Source organism: Serratia sp. CY81684 (assembly GCF_052166595.1).
In the GTDB taxonomy this organism is placed as follows: Bacteria; Pseudomonadota; Gammaproteobacteria; order Enterobacterales; family Enterobacteriaceae; genus Serratia; species Serratia nematodiphila.
Genome location: NZ_JBJNOO010000001.1, coordinates 611932 through 627348, shown reverse-complemented (window position 1 = coordinate 627348; position 15417 = coordinate 611932). Strand labels below are relative to the sequence as shown.

General features: G+C 62.6%; 17 protein-coding genes. 8 read left to right on the top strand and 9 right to left on the bottom strand.

The window, feature by feature from the left end; translation table 11 throughout:
- Positions 1 to 16 precede the first annotated feature (16 nt).
- The 4 genes from gsiB to ACJ8QF_RS03110 all read right to left on the bottom strand — a co-directional run bounded on the left by gsiB (position 17) and on the right by ACJ8QF_RS03110 (position 5321).
- The gene (gene gsiB, locus ACJ8QF_RS03125) at positions 17 to 1552 is read right to left on the bottom strand and encodes a glutathione ABC transporter substrate-binding protein GsiB (protein WP_004938996.1); all 1536 of its coding nucleotides are present in this window, start codon (positions 1550 to 1552) and stop codon (positions 17 to 19) included.
- Between the two features lie 23 nt (positions 1553 to 1575).
- The gene (locus tag ACJ8QF_RS03120; RefSeq protein WP_442537250.1) at positions 1576 to 3450 is read right to left on the bottom strand and encodes a dipeptide ABC transporter ATP-binding protein; all 1875 of its coding nucleotides are present in this window, start codon (positions 3448 to 3450) and stop codon (positions 1576 to 1578) included.
- A 19-nt stretch (positions 3451 to 3469) separates the two neighbouring features.
- The gene (locus ACJ8QF_RS03115) at positions 3470 to 4426 is read right to left on the bottom strand and encodes an isoaspartyl peptidase/L-asparaginase family protein (RefSeq protein ID WP_004938998.1); all 957 of its coding nucleotides are present in this window, start codon (positions 4424 to 4426) and stop codon (positions 3470 to 3472) included.
- A 358-nt stretch (positions 4427 to 4784) separates the two neighbouring features.
- Positions 4785 to 5321: a DUF924 family protein gene (locus ACJ8QF_RS03110; protein WP_004938999.1), complete on the bottom strand. Its 537-nt coding sequence runs from the start codon at positions 5319 to 5321 to the stop codon at positions 4785 to 4787.
- A gap of 157 nt (positions 5322 to 5478) precedes the next feature.
- Here ACJ8QF_RS03110 and moeA point away from each other — a divergent pair, with 157 nt between their 5' ends.
- A complete protein-coding gene (moeA, locus tag ACJ8QF_RS03105) occupies positions 5479 to 6717 on the top strand; it encodes a molybdopterin molybdotransferase MoeA (protein ID WP_275095622.1) in 1239 nt (412 codons plus the stop codon).
- Positions 6718 to 6719: 2 nt separating this feature from the next.
- The gene (gene moeB, locus ACJ8QF_RS03100) at positions 6720 to 7475 is read left to right on the top strand and encodes a molybdopterin-synthase adenylyltransferase MoeB (RefSeq protein WP_004939002.1); all 756 of its coding nucleotides are present in this window, start codon (positions 6720 to 6722) and stop codon (positions 7473 to 7475) included.
- Between the two features lie 51 nt (positions 7476 to 7526).
- Here moeB and ACJ8QF_RS03095 read toward each other — a convergent pair whose 3' ends face one another.
- Positions 7527 to 9119, bottom strand: coding sequence for an ABC-F family ATPase (locus tag ACJ8QF_RS03095; protein WP_048322591.1), 1593 nt, complete (start codon positions 9117 to 9119; stop codon positions 7527 to 7529).
- Positions 9120 to 9255: 136 nt separating this feature from the next.
- Positions 9256 to 9483 (bottom strand): tautomerase family protein, encoded by a 228-nt coding sequence (locus ACJ8QF_RS03090; protein ID WP_004939015.1) that lies wholly within the window; start codon positions 9481 to 9483, stop codon positions 9256 to 9258.
- Positions 9484 to 9546: 63 nt separating this feature from the next.
- Between ACJ8QF_RS03090 and ACJ8QF_RS03085 the strand changes: the two genes are divergently transcribed.
- Together ACJ8QF_RS03085 and ACJ8QF_RS03080 are read left to right on the top strand one after the other, a co-directional pair.
- Positions 9547 to 10014, top strand: coding sequence for a winged helix-turn-helix transcriptional regulator (locus tag ACJ8QF_RS03085; RefSeq protein ID WP_442537249.1), 468 nt, complete (start codon positions 9547 to 9549; stop codon positions 10012 to 10014).
- Between the two features lie 58 nt (positions 10015 to 10072).
- Positions 10073 to 10504, top strand: a complete 432-nt coding sequence (locus tag ACJ8QF_RS03080; RefSeq protein WP_442537248.1) for a hypothetical protein — start codon at positions 10073 to 10075, stop codon at positions 10502 to 10504.
- On the opposite strand, the gene cynR is transcribed toward ACJ8QF_RS03080, so the two are convergent.
- A complete protein-coding gene (gene cynR, locus ACJ8QF_RS03075; protein ID WP_154870610.1) occupies positions 10428 to 11378 on the bottom strand; it encodes a transcriptional regulator CynR in 951 nt (316 codons plus the stop codon). The genes ACJ8QF_RS03080 and cynR overlap by 77 nt on opposite strands.
- A gap of 111 nt (positions 11379 to 11489) precedes the next feature.
- On the opposite strand from cynR, the gene ACJ8QF_RS03070 reads away from it, so the two are divergent.
- The 4 genes from ACJ8QF_RS03070 to ACJ8QF_RS03055 all read left to right on the top strand — a co-directional run bounded on the left by ACJ8QF_RS03070 (position 11490) and on the right by ACJ8QF_RS03055 (position 13693).
- Positions 11490 to 12143: a carbonic anhydrase gene (locus tag ACJ8QF_RS03070; protein WP_073529642.1), complete on the top strand. Its 654-nt coding sequence runs from the start codon at positions 11490 to 11492 to the stop codon at positions 12141 to 12143.
- 19 nt (positions 12144 to 12162) lie between these two features.
- The gene (gene cynS, locus ACJ8QF_RS03065) at positions 12163 to 12633 is read left to right on the top strand and encodes a cyanase (RefSeq protein WP_442537247.1); all 471 of its coding nucleotides are present in this window, start codon (positions 12163 to 12165) and stop codon (positions 12631 to 12633) included.
- 233 nt (positions 12634 to 12866) lie between these two features.
- Entirely contained in the window at positions 12867 to 13124 is a 258-nt protein-coding gene (locus ACJ8QF_RS03060) for a YjhX family toxin (protein WP_004939031.1), read from the top strand.
- A 62-nt stretch (positions 13125 to 13186) separates the two neighbouring features.
- Positions 13187 to 13693: a GNAT family N-acetyltransferase gene (locus tag ACJ8QF_RS03055; RefSeq protein ID WP_280630761.1), complete on the top strand. Its 507-nt coding sequence runs from the start codon at positions 13187 to 13189 to the stop codon at positions 13691 to 13693.
- Between the two features lie 32 nt (positions 13694 to 13725).
- Here the strand turns inward: ACJ8QF_RS03055 and ACJ8QF_RS03050 are convergent, their stop codons facing one another.
- Positions 13726 to 14223 carry an AAA family ATPase gene (locus ACJ8QF_RS03050; RefSeq protein ID WP_442537246.1) on the bottom strand — a complete coding sequence of 166 codons (498 nt, stop codon included), beginning with the start codon at positions 14221 to 14223 and terminating at the stop codon, positions 13726 to 13728.
- Positions 14224 to 14391: 168 nt separating this feature from the next.
- Positions 14392 to 15288, bottom strand: coding sequence for a LysR substrate-binding domain-containing protein (locus tag ACJ8QF_RS03045; RefSeq protein WP_442537245.1), 897 nt, complete (start codon positions 15286 to 15288; stop codon positions 14392 to 14394).
- Positions 15289 to 15417 lie beyond the last annotated feature (129 nt).

The window sequence follows — 15417 nt, the reverse complement described above, 5'->3', positions numbered from 1 at the left end:
GGCGGGGATGGGCGCCTTATTTCAGATCGGCGTTATCAAAGTTGAACGAGGTATCCGGCATCACGTAGAAGCCGCTCAGCTGTTTGCTGTTGGCCGACAACAGACGTTCGGTCGCCAGGAAGATCCAGGGCGCGTCGGCCCAGATGCGATCCTGCGCGTCCTGATACAATTTCTGCTTCTCGGCGCGATCGGTGGTCGCCAGCGCGTCGGTCAGATCCTTGTCCACCTGCGGGTTGCTGTAGAACGCGGTGTTGAACTGCTTCGGCGGCGCCGCCTGGGTGGAGAACAGCGGCGACAGCGCCCAGTCGGCTTCCCCGGTCGAGGCCGACCAGCCGGTGTAGAACAGCCGCACGCCGGTGTCTTTCACCCCGACGCTCTCCACCTGCGCCGCGCGCTGCCCGGCATCCATCGCCGTCACCGTCACTTTCACCCCCACCTGCGCCAGCTGCTGTTGGGTGAACTGCAGCACTTTCTGCGCGGTGCTGTGGTTGTGGGACGACCACAGCGTGGTGGTGAAGCCGTTCGGGTAGCCGGCCTCTTTCAGCAGCTCGCGCGCCTTGGCCGGATCGTACGGCCACGGCTTATAGCGGGCGGCGAAGTCGATCGCCGGCGGCACCGGCCCTTCCGCCGGCACCGCGTAGCCGGCGAACGCTACCTTGATCAGCGCGTCCTTGTTGATGGCGTAGTTCAGCGCCTGACGCACCTTCGGGTTATCGAACGGCTTTTGGGTGACGTTCATGCTGATGTAACGCTGCAGGATCGACGGCGCGGCCACCACGTCCAGCTTGGCGTTGCCTTCCAGCACCTTGGCCTGCTCGTAAGGGATCGGGAAGGCGAAGGTCGCCTCGCCGGTCTGCAACATCGCCGCGCGGGTGTTGTTATCCACCACCGGGCGCCAGGTGATGCTGTCGAGCTTCGGCAGCCCCGGTTGCCAGTAGCCATCGAACTTCTTCACCTTGACGAAATCAGTCTGGTTCCAGGTCACGAACTGATACGGCCCGGTGCCGACCGGATGGAAACCGATCTCCTTGCCGTATTGCTTCAGCGCCGCCGGCGAGATGATCGCCGCAGCCGGGTGCGCCAGATTGTTGACGAACGCCGAGAACGGCGCCTTCAGCACGATTTTCACCGTATTGGCGTCCACCGCCTCGGTTTTGTCGATCATCTTGAACAGGTTGTAGCGCTTGAGGTGGCTGTCCGGGTTGCTGGCGCGATCGAGGTTGACCTTCACCGCCTCGGCGTTGAACGCGGTGCCGTCGTGGAATTTAATGCCCTGGCGCAGTTTGACGGTATAGGTCAGGCCGTCTTTGCTGACCTCATAGCTGTCCGCCAGTACGTTCACCAGCTTCATGTCCTTATCAAAGCCGAACAGCCCCTGATAGAAAGACTTGGCCACCGCCTGCGACAGCGTGTCGTTGGCGTCGTAAGGATCGAGGGTGGTGAAGTTGGAGGCCACGGCGATCACCGCGTCCTTCGCCGCCCAGACCGGGCCGGTTCCCGCCGCCAGCAGTACGGCGGCCAACAGCGCATTGCGTTTGAATGTGTGCTTCATGTCGCTTGTCTCTCCTGAGGTCTTTAAAAAGCACCGGCGATCGGGTGGCGGGCGACAAAGTGCCCGGCGCCAACCTGCACCAGCGGTGCGGTAACGGGTTCATCGCCCAGCGCGCGCACCGGGCTGGGGATCTCATCGGCCGGCAGCGGCTGCCGTTTGTGGGCATGAGCGGGATCGGCCACCGGCACCGCCGCCATCAGCTTGCGGGTGTAGGGATGCTGCGGATTGTCGAACACCGCCTGCCGCGGGCCGATCTCGACGATCTGCCCGAGATACATCACCGCCACCCGGTGGCTGATGCGCTCCACCACCGCCATGTCGTGCGAAATGAACAAAAAAGCGATGCCGAATTCGCGCTGCAGATCGAGCAACAGATTGACGATCTGCGCCTGAATCGACACGTCCAGCGCCGAGACCGCCTCGTCGGCGATCACCACTTTCGGGTTCAGCGCCAGCGCGCGCGCGATACAGATGCGCTGGCGCTGGCCGCCGGAAAATTCGTGCGGGTAGCAGCGCGCATGTTCCGGCAACAGGCCGACGCGTTCCAGCAGCCAGGCCACCCGCCGTTCCGCCTCGCGGCCGCGCATCACGTTGTGCACCAGCAGCGGCTCCATGATGGAGAAACCGACCGTCAGGCGCGGATCGAGCGAGGCGTAAGGATCTTGAAAAATGAACTGAATATCGCGCCGCAGGTGCTGCAGCGCCGATCCCTTCAACCGATCGATTCGCCGCCCGGCGAAGGTAATGGTGCCGCTTTGGCTGTCCACCAGCTTCAGCAAAGAGCGCCCGGTGGTGGACTTGCCGCAGCCGGACTCGCCCACCAGCCCCAGCGTCTCGCCGGGGTAAAGATCGAAACTGACGTTTTCCACCGCGTGCACCCGGCGAGTGACCCGATTGAACAGCCCGCCGCGCAGATCAAAACGCGTGACCAGATGCTCCACCCGCAGGATCGGCGCGGCGCCTGGCGGCACGGTATCCTGCGGCGCTTCATCGCCCTCGTCACCCGGCAGTGGAAACTTTGCCGGCAGCGGCCGATCGGCCATCGCCCCCAGCTTCGGCACCGCCGCCAACAGCGCCCGGGTATAGGCCTGCTGCGGCGTGGCAAACAGCTCTCGCACCCGATTTTGTTCCACCTGCTCACCGCGGCGCATCACCAGCACCCGGTCAGCGATCTCCGCCACCACGCCCATGTCGTGAGTGATGAAGATCACCCCCATCTGCATCTCCTGTTGCAGCACGCGGATCAGCTGCAGGATCTGCGCCTGAATGGTGACGTCGAGGGCGGTGGTGGGCTCATCGGCGATCAACAGCGCCGGCTTGCAGGAGAGCGCCATGGCGATCATCACCCGCTGGCGCATGCCGCCGGAAAGCTGGTGCGGGTAGCGCCCCAACACCTCTTTAGCCTCCGGAATACGCACCAGATCGAGCATGCGCAGCGCCTCCTGGCGCGCGCTGCGGTGATCCATGCCCTGATGCAAACGCAGCGATTCGGCGATCTGCTCGCCGACCGGAAACACCGGGTTGAGCGAGGTCATCGGCTCCTGGAAGATCATCGCCATGTCGGCGCCGCGCACCGTGCGCAGCGTGCTCTGCGAGGCGCGCGCCAGATCGAGCAGCGCGCCGTCGCGCCGGCGCAGCGTCATGGCGCCGCCGACGATGCGCCCGCCGCCCTGCTCCACCAGCCGCATCAGCCCTAGTGAAGTCACCGATTTGCCGGAGCCGGACTCACCGACGATCGCCAGCGTCTCGCCGCGATCGAGCTCGAACGACAGGTTGCGCACCGCTTCCACGGCACCTTCCGATTGAGGAAAACTGATGCTCAGATCGCGCACCGACAGCACACGCTGCGGCGGCAATGACAACCCGTCGCCGGCGGGCCGGAATGAAACGTCGGTCATACACCCTCCCGGTGAACGCTTAGCGATAAATCCCGACGGACGGCGCATCGCCGACATAGCCAAAACCGCGGTACATCCCCTCGCTGTTGAACGGCAGCGCGATATTGCCGTGGCGATCGACGGCGATCATGCCGCCGCTGCCGCCCAGCGCCGGCAGCTTCTCCATCACCACCCGATCGCTGGCCTCTTGCAGGCTGAGGCCGCCGTATTCGATCAGGGCGGAGACGTCATAGGCCGCCACGCCGCGCATGAAGATTTCGCCGGTGCCGGTGCTGGAGACCGCCACCGTGGCGTTGTTGGCATAGCAACCGGCGCCGATGATCGGCGTGTCGCCTACCCGCCCGGCCTGCTTGTTGGTCATGCCACCGGTGGAAGTGGCGGCGGCAAGGTTGCCCAGCGCATCCAGTGCCACCGCGCCGACGGTGCCGAATTTGCGATCGGGATCGAGCGGTTCGCCGGCCTGCGCCGCGCCGTCGTGATCGAGCAAGACCCGCCCCTGCTCCGCCTGGGCACGGTGCAACTGATCAAAGCGTTCCTGGGTAAAGAAGAAGTCGGGAGTAACCATTTCCAGGCCGTGGGCGGCGGCAAACTTCTCGGCGCCTTCGGCGGCAAACAGCACGTGCTCACTGTTTTCCAGCACCGCGCGCGCCGCCAGCACCGGGTTGCGGATATGGCTGACGCCGGCGACAGCGCCGGCGTCGCAGGTGCGGCCGTCCATCACGCAGGCGTCCAGTTCGTGGGTGCCCTGATGGGTAAACACCGAGCCTTTGCCGGCGTTGAACAGCGGGCATTCCTCCAGCAGCCGCACCGCTTCGGTCACCGCGTCCAGCGCGCTGCCGCCCTGCGCCAGTACCGCCTGCCCGGCGGCCACGATCTCGGACAGCGCCTGGATATACTGCCGTTCTTTTTCCGCACTCAGCGCCGCCCGGGTAATTGCGCCCGCGCCGCCATGAATGGCAATCACTGGTTTGCTCATTTGCCTGACACCCTGTGTTAATCCCGCCGTTGCGCAGCGAATAAGCTGAGCGCGGTATCATTATTATTCAGTCTTTTTCGACTCTATTTAGTCCTACAGTGGAAGTACAGCATAACGTCCACGTCCCGCTTTTAGCGTAGCGCGCTTAGACCATTTCGCACCTTGAAATAGCTTATTGGAATAAAAACAGCAGGTTATAAAAAGCGGCAAACCGCTGACAGTGCGGCTGGGATTATTGGTAATTTCGCGAGAGGAAATAGCGGCATGGCGTAATGAAATAAACGTTCGCGCTGAGTCACGCTTATTGTGGCGCCCGGCCTGCTGTTTTTTCCCCGGCCGGGCGCAGATGATCCGACGATTAAAAACCCGAGCCGGGCTGCCGTAAAAAGGCCTCTTCTTCCGGCGTGCTGATGCGCCCCAATATTGCGTTGCGATGCGGGTAGCGGCCGAAACGATCGATGATCGCCTTATGCCGTAGCTCGAACTCCAGCTGGTCGCCGTTATTAAGCTCGGTATATAACACCAGCGCCTGCTGGTGGATCAGCGGCGATTCCGAATGCATGAACGGCAGATAAAGGAAGCCGCGCTGCTCACGGCTCAGCCGTTCGCACTCGCCGCTGCGGATCGCCTCCTGCGCCAGGACCAGCGCCATGCCGTCGCAGGCGAACGACTGCGGCGTGCCGCGAAACAGGTTGCGGCTGAACTGATCGAGCACGATCACCTCCGCCAGGCGCCCTTCGATGGTGTCGCGCCAGTGCGCCAGTTCCCCCGCCGCCGCCGCCCGCCAGATTTCGCCGAAGCGGCTATGCAGCAGACGATCGAAATCATCGTCCTTTTTGAACCACATCACCGGTTCGATCTCGTCGAACCAGAACTCGATAACCTGTTTATGCATCATGATCCTCCTGTGTTTTAGGCAGTTTATACCCGTTCGCGCTTCCGGCGCAGTGCGAAAGATGGCGGGCATAACCCGTTCTCCCCCCCGGCGTTCTCTGCCATAATAGCCGCACTTTGTCGCTATCATTGCGCACCCTGATTACGGAGTTCCCCTTATGGATCATTGCCATACTTCCGATCTCATCTCCCTGGAGCAAGCGCTGGAAAAAATGCTCGGGCAGATCGCACCGCTGCAACAAACCGAATCCGTCGCGCTGACCGCCGCCGCCGGCCGCATCACCGCCGCGCCGGTGGTCTCACCGCTCGACGTGCCGCCGTTCGCCAACTCGGCGATGGACGGCTATGCGGTACGCCTCGCCGATCTGGCGGCCAAGGCGCCATTGCCGGTCGCCGGGAAAGCCTTCGCCGGCGCGCCGTTCGACGGCCAATGGCCGGCCAACAGCTGCGTGCGCATCATGACCGGCGCGCCGATCCCGGCCGGGGCGGAAGCGGTTGTTATGCAGGAGCAGGCCGAAGTGAGCGACCAGGGCGTGCGTTTTACCGCCCCGGTAGAAGCCGGCCAGAATATCCGTCTGGCGGGTGAAGACATTCGCCAAGGCGCCAGCGTGTTGCCGGCCGGCGTGAGGCTGGGCGCCGCGCAGCTGCCGCTGCTGGCTTCGCTCGGGGTCGCCGAAGTGCAGGTGATGCGTAAGCTGAAGGTGGCGGTGTTCTCCACCGGCGACGAACTGCAGCCGGTCGGCCAGCCGCTGCAGGCAGGCCAGATCTACGACACCAATCGTTTCGCAGTGCGCCTGATGCTGGAGCAGCTGGGCTGTGAAGTGCTCGATCTCGGCATTATCCGCGACGATCGCAATGCGCTGCGCGCCGCCTTCGAACAAGCGGACAGCCAGGCCGACGTGGTGATCAGCAGCGGCGGCGTCTCGGTCGGCGAAGCCGACTACACCAAACAGATGCTCGACGAACTGGGGCAGGTCAGCTTCTGGAAGCTGGCGATCAAACCCGGCAAACCGTTCGCCTTCGGCAAACTGGGCCACGCCTGGTTCTGCGGCCTGCCGGGCAACCCGGTTTCCGCCGCCCTGACCTTCTACCAGCTGGTGCAACCGCTGCTGGCGAAGCTGGCCGGCCACAGCGACTGGCGCCTGCCGCCGCGCCTGCGCGCGCGGGCGCTGACGCCGCTGAAGAAATCGCCGGGCCGCCTCGATTTTCAGCGCGGCGTGTTCAGCAGCAACGCAGCGGGCGAACTGGAAGTCAGCACCACCGGCCACCAGGGCTCGCACGTCTTCAGCTCCTACAGCCAGGGCAACTGTTTCATCGTGCTGGAGCGCGAACGCGGTTCGGTGGCGGTAGGCGAAACGGTGGAGATCGAGCCGTTCAACGCCCTGCTGAGGAGCTGAGCATGCTGCCGGAATTGACCGACGCCGAAGCGCTGCGCTACAACCGTCAGATCGTGCTGCGCGGCTTTGACTTCGACGGCCAGGAGAAGCTGAAGGCCGCCCGCGTGCTGATCGCCGGGCTGGGCGGGCTGGGCTGCGCCGCCGCGCCTTATCTGGCGGCGGCCGGCGTCGGCCATCTGGTGCTGGTGGATTTCGACACCGTCTCGCTCTCCAATCTGCAGCGCCAGATCCTGCACCGCGACGATCGCATCGGCCAGAGCAAAGTCAGCTCCGCCAGGCAGGAGCTGAGCGCCATCAATCCGCATATCCGCATCGATGCCATCGACGGCCGTCTGGAAGATGACGCGGTCGCGGCAGAGATCGCCGCCTGCGATCTGGTGCTGGACTGCACCGACAACGTGGCGGCGCGCGACGCGCTGAACCGCCTGTGCCACGCGCAGCGCAAACCGCTGGTTTCCGGCGCGGCGATCCGCATGGAAGGCCAGCTCAGCGTGTTCACCTATCAGCCGGGCGAGCCCTGCTACCGCTGCCTGAGCCGGCTGTTCGGCGACAGCGCCCTCACCTGCGTCGAAGCGGGCGTGATGGCGCCGCTGGTCGGCACCATCGGCACTCTGCAGGCGATGGAAGCCATCAAGCTGCTGGCCGACTACGGTCAGCCGCTGCGCGGCAAGCTGTTGATGTTCGATGCAATGAGCATGCAGTTCCGCGAGATGAAGCTGCCGAAGGATCCGCACTGCGAGGTGTGCGGAGGGGAATGACGGATAAAAAAAGGGCGGGATAATTCCCGCCCTGATGCGTTGCCGCGAGGGTTACACGATACCCTGGCTGCGCAGATAGTCTTCGTAGTTGCCGGTAAAGTCGATCACCTTGTTCGGGGTGATTTCCAGAATGCGCGTCGCCAGCGAGCTGACGAACTCACGGTCGTGGGAGACGAAGATCAGCGTGCCTTCGTACATCTCCAGCGCCATGTTCAGCGATTCGATGGATTCCATATCCAGGTGGTTGGTCGGTTCGTCCATCACCAGAATATTCGGGCGCTGCATCATCAGCTTGCCGAACAGCATGCGGCCCTTCTCACCACCGGACAGCACCTTCACTTTCTTCTTGATGTCGTCCTGGCTGAACAGCAGACGGCCCAGCACGCTGCGCACCGCCTGCTCGTCGTCTTTTTCCTGCTTCCACTGGCTCATCCAGTCGAACACGCTCAGGGTGTCGTCGAACTCGTATTCGTGATCCTGCGCGTAGTAACCGATACGGGCGTTTTCTGACCACTTGACGGTGCCGCTGTCCGGCTGCGCGTCGCCCACCAGCGTTTTCAGCAGGGTGGTTTTACCGATGCCGTTGGCGCCCAGCACCGCGACCTTCTCGCCCACTTCCACCATCAGGTTCAGCTTGCTGAACAGCGGGCCTTCGTCGAAGCCCTTGGTGAGCGCTTCCACTTCCAGCGCGTTACGGAACAGCTTCTTGTCCTGCTCGAAGCGGATGAACGGGTTCTGGCGGCTGGAGGCTTTCACCTCTTCCAGTTGGATCTTGTCGATCTGGCGGGCGCGGGAAGTGGCCTGCTTGGATTTGGAGGCGTTGGCGCTGAAGCGGCTGACGAACGATTGCAGCTCGCTGATCTGCGCCTTCTTCTTGGCGTTGTCCGCCAGCAGACGCTCGCGCGCCTGGGTGGCGGCGGTCATGTATTCGTCGTAGTTGCCCGGATAAACGCGCAGTTCGCCGTAGTCCAGATCCGCCATGTGGGTGCAGACCATGTTCAGGAAGTGACGGTCGTGCGAAATGATGATCATGGTGCTGTTGCGCTCGTTGAGCACGTTTTCCAGCCAGCGAATGGTGTCGATGTCCAGGTTGTTGGTCGGTTCGTCGAGCAGCAGGATTTCCGGATCGGAGAACAGCGCCTGCGCCAGCAACACGCGCAGCTTCCAGCCCGGCGCGATTTCGCTCATCGGGCCGTAGTGCTGCTCCACCGGAATACCCACGCCGAGCAACAGTTCGCCGGCGCGCGCTTCGGCGCTGTAGCCGTCCATTTCGCCGTAGGCCACTTCCAGATCGGCCACTTTATAGCCGTCTTCTTCGCTCATCTCCGCCATGGCGTAGATGCGGTCGCGCTCTTCCTTCACCGCCCACAGTTCGGTGTGGCCCATGATCACGGTGTCCAGCACGCTGTACTGCTCGAAGGCGAACTGATCCTGACGCAGTTTACCCAGGCGCTCGTTCGGATCGAGGAACACGTTGCCGCCGCTCGGCGCCAGATCGCCGCCGAGGATTTTCATAAAGGTGGACTTGCCGCAGCCGTTAGCGCCGATCAGGCCGTAACGGTTGCCGCCGCCGAATTTGACAGAGATGTTTTCAAACAACGGCTTGCTGCCGAACTGCATGGTGATGTTGTTAGTGCTTAACACAGCGCTCGCTCTTTATACATAGGGAATGTGATTTGGCGCGCATTATGCCACAACGGGGTACAGAGATCGCGGGAAGTTTCGGTGACATTTTGAGCGCCTGCGGCATCCTATCCTTTTCGCAGGCGGCATAGTTGAATTAACGCGGCGGGAACTTCGCGGCAATCATCGCCGCCGTCGGCTGCACACCGCCCAGGCTCCATTGTTCGGGCGCATGTTCATCGATTCTGACCCAAACCGACTGTCTGAACGCCGGATCGCCTCGCCCTTCTATCTCCACCAACAGATCGGTAATGCGGGACAGCAATTCGCTTTTTTGCCGTTCATCCAGCATGCCTTTCACCGTTTGCACATTAACAAATGGCATTATACTCTCCTTGAATATAGATAGGTCTAAAAACAAGACTTAGACTAGCGAAGGAAAATGCCCATGTCAAAATCTCCCGATCTCCCTACCGTTTCTCTTGCCCTGTGCGGGCTGGCGCAGGCCGCGGACCTGCTTGGCGATCGCTGGACGTTGCTGATCCTGCGCGAATCATTCTACGGCGTTCGCCGTTTTGAAGAGCTGCGCGAGAATATCGGCGCTTCGCGCCAGGCGTTGAGCAACCGTCTGAATGCCATGGTAGAACAAGAACTGTTGGCCAAACGCGCTTACCGGGAGCCGGGCGAGCGTGAGCGACATGAATATGTCTTGACGGACAAGGGACGCAGCCTGGGGCCCATCCTGGTTGCGCTGATGGCATGGGGCCACCGGCATATTCTGCATGACACCCCCCACGTTCAACTGGTGGATAAACACAGCGGGCTGCCGGTGCAGCTGGCATTTATCGATGCGCAGGCCCGCGTGGTGCCTGAAGACACGCTGCAAATGTCGGCCGTTGAGCTCCCCCGGGCCTGACTTACCCATTCTGGTCTAAGCTTGATGCCAGACTGATTTAGGACAAGGATGCTGAACCATGCCACACCTCTATAACCCCGCGCTGCTGATCGGCGCTGCGCTGAGCGCCATCGCCGCCCTGCTGCATATTTGGGTGATCGCCGCCGGGCCGCGCGGCTATCGGCTGTGCGGCGCCGGCGATCGCTTCATTAAGGCGGCGGAAGCGGGTAAAAAGTTCCCTGCCGTCGTCACCGCCGGTATCGCGCTGGTGCTGTTTATTTGGGCGCTGTACGCACTGTCCGGCGCCGGGCTGATCGCGCCGCTGCCGCTGCTGCGGCCCGCGCTGTTTATCATCACCTTTATCTACCTGCTGCGCGGCGTCGCCGGCCCTTTCGCCCTGCGCGACACCGGTCGCAGCCAACGCTTTATCATCGTCAGCTCGCTGATTTGCCTCGGCTTCGGGCTGGTGCATCTGCTGGGGATGACGCAGCGCTGGGGGGCGTTGGCGTAACGCCCTGTTGCTGCAATACGGCGATAAACGCCTGCGCGGCGGCGCTGCGGTAAGCGCCTTGGCGCTGCAGCAACACCGCCTGCCGGGCCGGCATGGCGTTGGCCAGCGCCACTTTTTTCAACTGCCGGTTCTCGCGCGCAATGGCGGCCGGCAACAGCGTGGCGAGCTGCCCCCGCCGCACGATCTCGACGATAGCGCCCAGCGCATTGGCCTCCACCGCCACCAGCGGCCGAAACCCCAACTGTGTGCAGTAGCGATCGATAAACTGACGCGTGGCGAAGTCGCCGCTCAGCAAGGCCAGCGGCAGATGTCGCCACTCCGCCAGCGTCAGCGGCCGACGCCGCGCCACCAGGGGATGATCGGCGCCGACCATCAGCTCCAGCGTCTCACTGAACAACGGCGTCGCTTCCACCTCCGCCGACTGCGCCATCTCAAAGGCGATGCCCAGATCCAGCCGATCCTGCGCCAACAGCGCCTCGATCCGCTCTTGCGCCATCTCCTCAATGCTCAGCGTAATCCCCGGATAGCGGCGGTAGAACGCATCGATCGTCGGCCCCACCAGATAGGCGGTGAACGTCGGCGTCATCGCCAGCCGCAAATGGCCGCGCGCCAGCGTCGCCACGTCATGGATCGCCCGCGCGCCGGCGTCCAGATCCTGCAGCGCCAGGCGCGCATAGCGCATCCAGGCCTCACCGGCGTCGGTCAGCTGCACCCTTCTGCCGCTGCGATCGAACAGCGGCGCTCCCAGCGCATCCTCCAGCTGTTTGATCTGCTGCGACAAGGTCGGTTGCGAGACGTGCAGCGCTTCGGCGGCACGGGTGAAATTGCCCTGTTCGGCCACGGCCAGAAAATAACGGATATGTCGCAGCAGCATAGCGCCCCAACTATTAGTAATACCTATAGCCATCATTATAAATGGGTCTTAGATCCTATAGCCAGAAGCGTTCATCATGCCGTCATCGCTTACCCCCCAGGGAGAAAAACAATGAAAGAGGTGATTGAGGGCTTCCTGAAGTTCCAGCGCGAAGCCTTTGTTGAACGCACGGCGCTGTTTCAGCGGCTGGCGACCCGCCAAAATCCGCGTACGCTGTTTATCTCGTGTTCCGACAGCCGCCTGGTGCCCGAGCTGGTCACCCAGCGTGAGCCGGGCGATCTGTTCGTGATCCGCAATGCCGGTAACATCGTGCCTTCTTTCGGCCCCGAACCCGGCGGGGTGACCGCCTCGGTCGAGTACGCGGTCGCCGCGCTGGGCGTGGAAGATATCGTGATCTGCGGCCATTCCGACTGCGGCGCGATGACCGCCATCGCCACCTGTCAGTGTCTGGATCACCTGCCGACGGTCGCCGGCTGGCTGCGTTACGCCGATTCCGCCAAGGCGGTCAATCAGGCTTATCCGCATGCCTCCGACGAAGCGCGGGTCGCGTCGATGGTGCGCGAGAACGTCATCGCCCAACTCAACAACATCAAAACGCACCCTTCCGTCGCCCTGGCGCTGGATCAGGGCCGCCTGACGCTGCACGGCTGGGTCTATGACATCGCCAGCGGCGCTATCGAGGCGCTGGACGGCGAAACCCGCCGCTTCGTGCCGCTCGCCACCCATCCCGAGGTGACCGCCACGCCGGCGATCGCCCGTTTTTAAGCCAACAAAAGGAGCCAATATGACACACTCTCTGCATAACGCCGCCCCGCGCGAAGCGCTCACCGACACCATCATGGCCGCCAAGATCCGCCATAACCTGACGTTCGAAGCGCTGGCCGAGGGCACCGGCCTCAGCCTGGCGTTTGTCACCGCCGCCCTGCTGGGGCAGCATGCGCTGCCGGAACCGGCAGCGCGCACCGTGGCGGCCAAACTGGGGCTGGATGAAGAAGCGGTGCAACTGCTGCAAACCATCCCGCTGCGCGGCAGCATTCCCGGCGGCGTGCCGACCGACCCGACCATTTATCGTTTCTATGAAATGCTGCAGGTCTACGGCTCCACGCTGAAAGCGCTGGTGCACGAGCAGTTTGGCGACGGCATCATCAGCGCCATCAACTTCAAGCTGGATATCAAGAAGGTCGCCGATCCGGACGGTGGCGAACGCGCGGTGATCACCATGGACGGCAAATACCTGCCGACCAAGCCTTTCTGATTGGCCTTTCGCCGGCGGCCCGCGTCGCCGGCAAATTGACAGCCAACCGGCCATTGGCTACATTAACTGCGCTTAAACGCCGCCCTGGCGTTTTTCACTGCCCGAGGCCTGTATGTTGGAGATTGTAACCACCCGATAGTCGCTTCCTTGCCGCATGGCGAGGGACTCTGACGTATCCGACGCGTGTTTGCGCGGGGATGCGCGTATCTGGGGTTATTACAGGATCTCCCAACATGAACATTTCCAAAGCGGAACAACGCGTGCTGCACGTGTTGGCCAAAGGTGGCTATATCGCCTTCACCCGCAACGACGCCGGTCGCGTCACCCACGTTGAATGCTACACCCGCGAAGGGCTCGGCCTGGCCGACTGCTCGCTGGCCGTTTTCACCAAGCTCAAAACCAAACGCCTGATCCTCTCTCGCCAGGGGCGCCCTTATCGCGTCACCTTCGCCGGGCTCAAGGCCGTGCGGGCGCAGCTGGATAACCGTTAATCATCGATACCGGCCGGGCAGGCAGCCCGGTCGGCTCAGCCTTATTGAATCAGGATACAACCATGAACATCACGTTACGCCACGAAACGCCGGCCGACGTCGGCACCATCGCCACCCTGACCGCCGCCGCATTCCTGCACGCCGAACACAGCAGCCACACCGAGCAGTTTATCGTCAATGCGCTGCGCGCAGCAGGAGCACTCACCCTGTCGCTGGTCGCCGAACGCAATGGCACACCGATCGGGCACGCGTCCGTCTCACCGGTCGTGCTCAGCAACGGCGCCGTTGGTTGGTACGGGCTGGCGCCGGTATCGGTGCTACCGGCCTGTCAGAACCAGGGGATCGGCAGCCGGCTTATTCGCCGGCTGCTGGCCGAGCTGCAGGAACGCGGCGCCGCAGGCTGCGTGGTGCTGGGCGAGCCGAACTATTACGGCCGTTTCGGCTTCCAGGCGCAAGACGCGCTGACCCTGCCGGGCGTGCCGCAAGACTACTTCCGCGCCATCGCCTTCCAGGGCACGCTGCCGTGCGCGGAAGTCGCATTCCACGCCGCGTTTAACGCCAAAGCGTAACCCTGTTGCCGGCGCCGTCATGGCGCCGGTTTTCAGTCCCGTTCGCCATAACGCAAGATAGTCATCCCTTCCTCTTCCGCCGGGGGAACAAAATACTGCGCCAGGTGCTCAAACTCCACCTCGCTGAGTGTAAACGGGTGTTCGCCGCGCGCATTTCTCAGCGTTATCCGGTTCAGGCATTGCGCATGGCTGACGTCGAGAAAGTGCAGGCAGTGCGCGACGCCGGCCTCCTCCGCCAAGGCTTTGGCCCAGCGCCGCCTGTCCGGCGTATTCATCGGGAAATCGAGCGCCACAGACCAACCGCCGCGCAGCAGCTGAACAAGGTGCCCGCCCAGCGCCCGCCGCAACCGGTCGGAGCAGCGCGCGTAGTCTTGCAGGCTGGCCATCTCCTGTTCATACAGCGTCGCCAGCCATGCATCTTCGCTCAGCAACAGCGTTTGCGGCTGCTGGGCCAAACGCTGCGCCAACGTCGATTTGCCTGCGCCGGCCTTGCCGCACATCAGGTGTAAAACTGCAGGGTAGGTTTTCATGACGTTCTCCGGTCGTTGCCGGAAGGGGATAAAAAAACCCGCCTGCCGGCGGGTTTTTATTGGCGACACACGCGCTACCCCACCCTCTGGAGAAGGGTGATAATAATTAGCGCGAATGAGCGGTAGGATTTTTTCATAGCTAATGAATATGACAACCGTACGCCGTTGTCAATTCGCCGTCATCAACCCCTGTTCTCGCACAAACTCGGTGAATAAACTCACTTTCTGCTGCACATGCCGGCGCGTCGGGTAAACCGCGAAGACCTGATGCACGTCGGCAATCTGTTCAGGGAACAGCCGCACCAGCCTGCCGGCGGCGATCTCGGGATCCGCCACGAACGACGGCAGCGAACCGATGCCCAATCCCGCCACCAACATATCCCGCAGCATCAGGCTGTTGTTGGCGGTCAACCGGGGAGTGAACGCCACGCTCAGGCTCTCCTCGCCGGCGGTGAACTGCCACTGCCCCGGCCTTTCCGCCAGGGAATAGGCCAGACAGCTGTGTCGCTGTAATTCATTCGGCGTTTGCGGCATGCCGTGCTGCGCCAAATAGCCGGGCGCGGCGCAAATTCGCTGGTGCACTTCACCCAGCGCCCGGGCGCTGAGGGAAGAGTCCGGCAGCCGTCGGCGAATGCGCAAGGAAATATCGAAACCAGCCGCCACTACGTCCAATACCCTGTCGTCCAGCGTCAGTTCCACCTGCAACTGCGGGTAACGTTGCATAAACAGCGGCAACAGCGGCGACAGCACCGTCAGGCCGAATGAGAGCGGCGCATTGACCCGCAGCGTGCCGGAAACCTGCTGCGCGCTGGCGGCAACCGTCTGTTCCAGCGCGTCGAACTCGCCGAGCAACCGACAGGCTTCCTGGTAATAGATCTGCCCGGCTTCGGTCAGGCTCATGCTGCGGGTGGTGCGCACGAGCAACAGCGTCCCCAGCCGGCTTTCCAACTGCTTAATCTGCTTGCTCAACGCCGCCGGCGTGATCGCCAGATCCTCCGCCGCCTTATAGAAACTGTTGCGCTCAACCACGCGGCGAAAGGCGCGCATCGTCAGTAGCACGTCCATATTATGTCCTGATAGTTAATTATAAATTCAATAAAACACAGATTATTAACCACAACAACCTAAGTAGACTTTATCCAACCGCTTCCCTGAGTGGTAAGTGAATTTAATCTACTGATAATGATGGAGTTA